Origin of the sequence: Pseudonocardia pini, from assembly GCF_013870575.1 — a bacterium.
GTDB lineage: Bacteria > Actinomycetota > Actinomycetes > Mycobacteriales > Pseudonocardiaceae > Pseudonocardia > Pseudonocardia pini.
Genome location: NZ_JACBXB010000232.1, coordinates 1 through 7,265 on the forward strand (window position 1 = coordinate 1; position 7,265 = coordinate 7,265).

General features: G+C 72.3%; 8 protein-coding genes. 5 read left to right on the forward strand and 3 right to left on the reverse strand.

Annotated features, from left to right (window positions below):
* Positions 1–285 (forward strand): DUF3017 domain-containing protein (locus H5J29_RS15010; protein WP_376768536.1); only part of this gene is annotated, 285 nt, incomplete at its 5' end.
* An 11-nt stretch (positions 286–296) separates the two neighbouring features.
* Positions 297–1,598 (forward strand): DUF2252 domain-containing protein, encoded by a 1,302-nt coding sequence (locus H5J29_RS15015; protein WP_181781579.1) that lies wholly within the window; start codon positions 297–299, stop codon positions 1,596–1,598.
* Positions 1,599–1,648: 50 nt separating this feature from the next.
* Here H5J29_RS15015 and H5J29_RS15020 read toward each other — a convergent pair whose 3' ends face one another.
* Positions 1,649–3,859, reverse strand: a complete 2,211-nt coding sequence (locus H5J29_RS15020; RefSeq protein ID WP_181781580.1) for an NADP-dependent isocitrate dehydrogenase — start codon at positions 3,857–3,859, stop codon at positions 1,649–1,651.
* Positions 3,860–4,015: 156 nt separating this feature from the next.
* Here H5J29_RS15020 and H5J29_RS35100 point away from each other — a divergent pair, with 156 nt between their 5' ends.
* Genes H5J29_RS35100 through H5J29_RS15030 form a run of 3 tightly spaced genes read left to right on the forward strand, consistent with a single transcriptional unit; the run spans position 4,016 to position 5,552 of the window.
* Positions 4,016–4,360 (forward strand): hypothetical protein, encoded by a 345-nt coding sequence (locus tag H5J29_RS35100; protein ID WP_246393895.1) that lies wholly within the window; start codon positions 4,016–4,018, stop codon positions 4,358–4,360.
* Positions 4,357–5,142 (forward strand): exodeoxyribonuclease III, encoded by a 786-nt coding sequence (locus tag H5J29_RS15025; RefSeq protein WP_312858235.1) that lies wholly within the window; start codon positions 4,357–4,359, stop codon positions 5,140–5,142. Before H5J29_RS35100 ends, H5J29_RS15025 begins: the two co-directional genes overlap by 4 nt.
* Positions 5,139–5,552: a protein kinase family protein gene (locus H5J29_RS15030; RefSeq protein WP_181781582.1), complete on the forward strand. Its 414-nt coding sequence runs from the start codon at positions 5,139–5,141 to the stop codon at positions 5,550–5,552. The genes H5J29_RS15025 and H5J29_RS15030 overlap by 4 nt, the downstream gene beginning before the upstream one ends.
* Here H5J29_RS15030 and H5J29_RS15035 read toward each other — a convergent pair.
* Positions 5,471–5,941 carry a carboxylesterase family protein gene (locus H5J29_RS15035; protein WP_312858233.1) on the reverse strand — a complete coding sequence of 157 codons (471 nt, stop codon included), beginning with the start codon at positions 5,939–5,941 and terminating at the stop codon, positions 5,471–5,473. The two genes, H5J29_RS15030 and H5J29_RS15035, sit on opposite strands and share 82 nt — an antisense overlap.
* 21 nt (positions 5,942–5,962) lie before the next feature.
* Entirely contained in the window at positions 5,963–7,114 is a 1,152-nt protein-coding gene (locus H5J29_RS15040; protein WP_181781584.1) for a PQQ-dependent sugar dehydrogenase, read from the reverse strand.
* Between the last annotated feature and the right edge of the window lie 151 nt (positions 7,115–7,265).

Below are 7,265 nucleotides of genomic sequence, written 5' to 3' on the forward strand. Positions count from 1 at the left end.
GGGTTCCGGCCCTGGGCGGAGACGCACGGGGCGCTGGTGCTCGTGCTGCTGATCGCGGGGTTCGGGATGGTGCAGGTGCTCACCGAGCACTGGCGCCAGGGCTCGGCGCTGCTCGGCGGATCGCTGCTGGTCGCGGCCGTGCTGCGCGGCGTCCTGCCGCCCCCGCGCGCGGGCCTGCTCGCGATCCGGGGGCGGGTGGTGGACGTCGTCTGCTACACGGGGTTCGGTATCGCCGTGCTCCTCCTCGCGCTGACGATCACCCGAGGCTCACTGACCGTCGGCTAGCGTGCGCGACCATGCCCGACCGGAGCACCGCGATCGTCGACACCCTCGTCTCCGCCTTCGCCGACCTCATGGCCGCGGACCCGGTCGCCTTCCGGGCCAAGTTCCGGAAGATGGCGGCCGACCCGTTCGCCTTCTACCGGGGCAGCGCGTGCCTGTTCTACGCGGACGTCGCGGAGCGCGAGGACCCCTGGGCCGACGAGCGCACGGGTCGCGTGTGGATCCAGGGCGACCTGCACGCCGAGAACTTCGGCACCTACATGGACGGCGACGGCGTCCTGATCTTCGACGTCAACGACTTCGACGAGGCCTACCTCGGCCACTTCACCTGGGACGTCACCCGCTTCGCGGCGAGCCTCGCCCTGCTCTCCTGGCGCAAGGCCATCTCCGACGCGGCCATCACCGACCTGGTCGGCCGCTACACGCGCGGCTACCTCGACCAGGTCCACACCTTCACCCGCGTCGCGGACGACCGTGACTTCGCGCTGCGCCTCGACACCACCGAGGGCCCGGTGCAGCAGGCGCTGCTGCGCGCGAAGCTCGCCACCCGCGTCGCGCTGCTCGACGCGATCACCGAGACCGAGGGCTTCGACCGGATCCTGCGCGCGGGCCCGTCCGTCCGCAGGCTCGACGACGCCGAGCGGGCCCGCGTCGAGAGCGCCTTCGAGCGGTACCTCGGCACGATCCCGCAGGGCCGCAGTGCGGGCGTGACCTACGCGATCAAGGACCTGGCCGGGAAGTCCGGCTTCGGCATCGGGTCGGCGGGGCTGCCCGCGTACACGGTCCTGATCGAGGGCTACAACCAGGCGTTGGACAACGACGTGGTGCTCTCGATGAAGCAGGGGAACGTCGCGGCGCCGTCCCGGGTCGTCACCGATCCCCGGGTCGCGCAGGCCTTCGAGCACCACGGGCACCGCACGGTGCTGAGCCAGCGGGCGCTGCAGGCCCACGCGGACCGGCACCTGGGGTGGACCGAGATCGACGGCGTCGGGTTCGTGGTCAGCGAGGTGTCGCCCTACGAGGCGGACCTGGACTGGTCCGACCTCACCGAGCCCGCGGACATCGCGCCGGTGGTCGAGTACCTGGGGCGGGCCACGGCGAAGATCCACTGCGTGGCGGACTCGGACGCCGACAACACCCTCGTCGGCTTCCAGACCGAGGAGGCGATCGCGCACGTCGTGGCGGGTCGGGAGGAGGAGTTCGTGTCCTGGGTGACCGACTTCGCCCACTCCTACGCCGCCCAGGTCCGGGTCGACCACGCGTTGTTCGTCGACGCCTTCCGCGACGGCCGCATCCCCGGCGTCTCCAGCACCTGACCTGGTCGTGAGCGGCGATGGTCGCCATGGCGACCATCGCCGCTCACAGGTCAGAAGGCGGCGAGGGCCTCGTTGAAGGTCTTGCTCGGCTTCATGACCGCGTCGGTCTTGGCCTTGTCGACGAAGTAGTACCCGCCGAGGTCGACCGGCTCGCCCTGGACCGCGGTGAGCTCCTCGACGATCGTCGACTCCGCCGCGGCGAGCTTCTCCGCGAGCGGGGCGAAGATCGACGCCAGCTCCGGGTCCTCGGTCTGCCGCGCCAGCTCCTGCGCCCAGTACAGCGCGACGTAGAAGTGCGAGCCGCGGTTGTCGATCTCGCCGACCTTGCGCGACGGCGACCGGCCCGTCTCGAGGAGCGTGCCGGTGGCCGCGTCGAGAGCCGTGCCGAGCAGCCGGGCGCGGGCGTTGTCGTCCGCGTCGGCCAGGAACTCCAGCGAGACGGCCAGCGCGAGGAACTCGCCCAGGGAGTCCCACCGCAGGTGGTTCTCCTTGACCAGCTGCTGCACGTGCTTCGGCGCCGACCCGCCCGCGCCGGTCTCGAACAGCCCGCCGCCGTTCATCAGCGGGACGATCGAGAGCATCTTCGCGCTGGTCCCGAGCTCGAGGATCGGGAAGAGGTCGGTCAGGTAGTCCCGCAGCACGTTGCCGGTGACCGAGATGGTGTCCTCGCCCGCCTTGGCCCGCTTGAGCGTGTACCGGGTGGCCTCGGCGACCGGGAGGATCTCGATCGTGAGGCCGTCGGTGTCCAGCTCGGCGAGCTGGGCCTTCACCTTCTTGATCACCTCGGCGTCGTGCCCGCGGGTCTCGTCCAGCCAGAACACGGCGGGCCACCCGGTGGCCTTCGCCCGCCCGACGGCCAGCTCCACCCAGTTGCGGATCGGCGCGTCCTTGGTCTGGCAGGCGCGCCAGATGTCGCCGGGCTCGACCGCGTGCTCGAGGAGGACGGTGTCGCCGTCGAGGACCCGGACGGTGCCCGCGGTCTCGATCTCGAAGGTCTTGTCGTGCGAGCCGTACTCCTCGGCCTTCTGCGCCATCAGGCCGACGTTGGGCGTGGTGCCCATGGTCGTGGGGTCGAAGGCGCCGTGCTCGCGGCAGAAGTCCACGGTCTCGGCGTAGAGCGGCGCGTAGGACGAGTCCGGGATGACGAACTTGGTGTCCTGCTGGGCGTCGTCGGCGTTCCACATCTGGCCCGACGTCCGGATCGCGGCCGGCATCGAGGCGTCGATGATGACGTCGGACGGCACGTGGAGGTTGGTGATCCCGCGCGAGGAGTCGACCATCGCCAGCCGCGGGCCGGAGCTGTAGCCGGCCTCGATCGCCGCGGAGATGGCCTCCTTCTTCTCCGCCGGGAGCTTGTCCAGCGCGGTGAGCACCGAGGCGAGGCCGTCGTTCGGCGAGGCGCCGACGGAGGCGAGGTCCGCGCCGTACTGCGCGAACACGTCCTTGAAGTAGGCGCGGACCGCGTGCCCGAACAGGATCGGGTCGGACACCTTCATCATCGTGGCCTTGAGGTGCACCGAGAACAGCACGCCCTTGTCGGCGGCGTCGGCGACCTGCTCGGCGAGGAAGGTGTTCAGCGCGGCGGCGCTCATCACCGCGGCGTCGACGATCTCGCCCTCGAGCACCTTCAGCCCGTCCTTGAGCACGGTCTCGGTGCCGTCGGCGGCGGTGTGCACGATCCGCAGCGTGGTGGCCGCCGGGAGGGTCACCGACTTCTCGGAGTGCCGGAAGTCCCCCGCGCTCATCGTGGAGACGTGCGACGTCGAGTCCTTCGACCAGGCGCCCATCGAGTGCGGGTGCTTCTTGGCGAAGTTCTTGACCGACGCGGGGGCGCGGCGGTCCGAGTTGCCCTCGCGCAGCACCGGGTTGACCGCGGAGCCCTTCACGGCGTCGTACGCCGCGCGGGCCGCCTTCTCGGCGTCCGTCTGCGGGTTCTCCGGGTAGTCCGGCACCGCGAACCCGGCCGCCTGCAGCTCCTTGACGGCGGCCTTGAGCTGCGGGATCGACGCGGAGACGTTCGGCAGCTTGATGATGTTGGCCTCGGGCGTCTTGGCCAGCTCGCCCAGCTCGCCGAGCGCGTCCGACACCTTCTGGTCGGCCGTCAGCAGGTCGGGGAACTGCGCCAGGATCCGGCCCGCGAGGGAGATGTCGCGGGTCTCGACCGCGATGCCCGCCTTGCCCGCGTAGGCCTCGATGACCGGCAGGAACGAGTGGGTCGCCAGCGCCGGCGCCTCGTCCGTATAGGTGTAGATGACCTTCACGTCTCTCCTCGCTGACCAGATGCGGACCTCATCGACCCTTGTCGCCCCCACGCTATCCCGTACGCGCGTCCTGGTTCACCCGGAGGTCGCCGACGTCGCACGATTCGCGGACGGGCTCCGCTACGGTGAGGATGGGTGTGTCACGGGGGAGGGATCATGGCGCTGCGGCCCAAGTTCACGGTGCCCAAGCTGGAGGCTGCGTCCTTCAGGGGCTGGACGTTCGTGTTGCTCGCCGGGACCGTGCTGGCCGTCATCGCGCTGTTCACCCAGGGCACCGGCACCACCAACGAGACCGGCTGCGTGATGGCCGTCCAGGGTGCCGCCCCGCTCGACGTCTACCGCAGCGCCTCCACCCAGTTCGAACCGGTCGACCAGCTCGCCCCCGGCATCCGCGTCGACGCCGAGCCGGGGCTGATCGAGAACGGCTTCCGCAAGCTCGTCGGCGACAACCGCTGGGCGGTCAACGAGCGGCTCGCCGCGACCGAGGGGAGCACCTGCTGACCCCGGTCACCGTCGGTACGGCGAACGTCAACGGCATCCGGGCGGCCTCCACCAAGGGCTTTCTGGAGTGGCTGGCGGGGACGAGCGCGGACGTCGTGTGCCTGCAGGAGGTGCGCGCCCTCGCCGTCGAGCTCCCGCGGGAGTTCCTCGCCGCCACCGCGGGCCTGCACCTCACCCTCGACCCGGCGTCGGCGAAGGGCCGCAACGGCGTCGCGATCCTCAGCCGCGAGGCGCCGCTCGCCGTGCGCACCGGGATCGGCGCCGCGGAGTTCGCGGGGCACGGGCGGTACGTCGAGGTCGACCTGCCCGGGCTGACCGTCGCCTCGCTGTACCTGCCGAAGGGTCAGGCGGGCACCCCCAAGCAGGAGGAGAAGGACCGGTTCCTGGCGGCCCTCGCCGAGCACCTGGGCAAGACGGTCGCCGACGGCCGCGAGATGGTCGTCGCCGGGGACTTCAACATCGCACCCGCCGAGGCGGACATCCGGGCCTGGCGGAACAACCTCGCGCACTCGGGTTTCCTCCCGCACGAGCGCGCCTGGCTCGCCGACCTGTGCGCGAGCGGCTGGCAGGACACCGTGCGGGCGCTGCACCCGGGCGTCGACGGGCCCTACACCTGGTGGTCCTACCGCGGCCGCGCCTTCGACAACGACGCGGGCTGGCGGATCGACCACGTGCTCGCCACCCCCGGCCTGGCCCCCGTCGAGGCGCGCGTGGAGCGGGCGTCGAGCTACGACTCGCGCTGGTCCGACCACGCGCCCGTGACCGTCCGGTTCGGCTCGTGAAACCCAGTCGGCTCGTCGGGGGCCGGTACGTGGTGCTCGACGGCCTCGGTGCCGGTGCCCTGGGCCCCGTCTGGCGTGCGCAGGACCGGGTGACCGGCAGACAGGTCGTCGTCCGAGAGCTCGAGCTGCCGGGGCGCCCCGGGCCCGCCGACCACACCCGCTTCCGCGAGGCGCTGCTGCGCGAGGCCCGGTTCATCGGGGTGCTCCGCGACCCCGGGCTGCTGGCCGTGCACGACGTCCTGCACGACGGCGGGGTCGACCTCGTCGTGACCGAGTACCTGCAGGGACACCGGCTCTCCGACCACGTCGGCGCCGGCGGCCCGCTGTCCTACGAGGACGCAGCGACCTGGTCCCGCAGCCCGACGTTGGTGTCCCCGACGGGCAGGAACCCCTCGATCCCCAGCCGGTAGGTCACCGACACCAGCACCACGCCCGCCCGCGCGAGCGCCGTCCCGTCGTACGCGGGCGCGCCGGGCCCGCCCGCGACGAACGCGCCGCCGTGCAGGAACACCATCACGGGCAGGTCGGTCCCCCCGGGCGTCCAGACGTCCACGGTGAGGTAGTCCTCGCCGCTGCGGGCCTCCCCGATCACCGGCATGAGGTCCAGCGGGCCGAAGGTGCGCGGCGGCTGCGGCGCGGTGGGCCCGGGCGAGGTGCAGTCCCGGACGCCCTCCCAGGGCGTGCGGGGCACGGGCGCCGCGAAGCGCACGGGCGGGTCGGCGAAGGGCACGCCGAGATACCGCGCGATCCCGTCCTTCTCGGTCCCGCGCACCGCACCGGCCGACGTCGACGTCTCCACACCACCCACACTGCGCTCCGGTCAGGCCAGCGGGAGGACGTAGATCTTGTCGTCGTCCTGACGCGGGTCGCCGCGGCCGTCCCGGTTGCTCGTGGTGAACCAGAGCGACCTGCCGTCCGGGGTGGTCGCGACGGTGCGGATGCGGCCGAACTCCTCGTCGAACAGGACCTGCGCCTCGCTCAGGGTCCCGTCCGGGTTCACCGGGTAGCGGAACAGCCGCTCCCCGCGCAGCGCGCCGACGTAGAGCGAGCCGCCCGCGTAGGCCAGGCCGCTCCAGGAGGCGTTGCGCACGGCCTGCTGGGCCAGCGGGTCGACGAACCCGTCCCGCCCCTCCTGCCCCTCGACCGTCGGCCAGCCGTAGTTGCCGCCGGGCTGCAGCCGGTTGATCTCGTCCCACGTCTGCTGGCCGAACTCGGCGGCGTAGAGCGTGCCGTCCGGCGTCCAGGCCAGGCCCTGCGGGTTGCGGTGGCCGAGCGTGTAGACCTGCGTGCCGAACGGGTTGCCGGGTGCGGGCTCGCCGTCCGCGGTGACCCGCAGGATCTTGCCGCCGATGTCGTCGCGCTCCTGGGCGGGTTCGCCGCGGCCCGCCTCGCCCGCGGTGATGTAGAGGTAGCCGTCGGGCCCGAAGGCGAGCCTCCCGCCGTCGTGGTTGCCGCCCTTGGTGATCCCGGTGACGACCTCCTGCTGGTTGTCGCGGGAGCCGTCGATCGTCCCGTCCGGGTTCGCGACGATCTTCATGACCCGGTTGTCGTTCGACGTCGTGAACATGACGAAGAGCGTGCGATCGGTCGCGTAGTCCGGGGAGAGCGCGATGCCGAGCAGCCCGCCCTCGCCCGTCGGCGTGACGCCCTCGACCTTGCCCAGCCGGGTGACCGTCCCGTCCGGCGCGACCCGCGAGATCGTGGCCGGGATCCGCTCGGTGACCAGCGCGGACCCGTCCGGGAGGAAGGCGACGCCCCAGGGCACCTCCAGGCCGGAGGCGAGCAGCCGGGGCTGCCCGGGTTCGAGCACGGCGTTCGGGTCCACGGGGGCCGCCGACGGGGCGCTCTCCGGGGTGGCCGACGGCGTGGCGGGCGCCGGCGGGGTCGGATCCGCGGAGCAGGCGGCCAGGGTCAGCAGGACGGTGAGCAGGGCCAGGACCGTGCCTGCGACGGATCGCGTCAGGGAGCGCACACCCCGAACCTAGCGGCGACCTCCGCACCCGGCGCGCGGGACCCGCCCGAACCGGCACGAAAGGGGCATCAGCAGGCCTGCACCGCGCCGACCTCGACACCGTGTCCCAGGACCGGGACGTGCCCGACCGCGCCGACCGGGAACCCCCACC

Bases quoted from the DNA above. Each gene is read 5' to 3' on its own strand.
- H5J29_RS15015 (WP_181781579.1), top strand. From the start codon at position 297: ATGCCCGACCGGAGCACCGCGATCGTCGACACCCTCGTCTCCGCCTTC.
- H5J29_RS35100 (WP_246393895.1), top strand. From the start codon at position 4,016: ATGGCGCTGCGGCCCAAGTTCACGGTGCCCAAGCTGGAGGCTGCGTCC.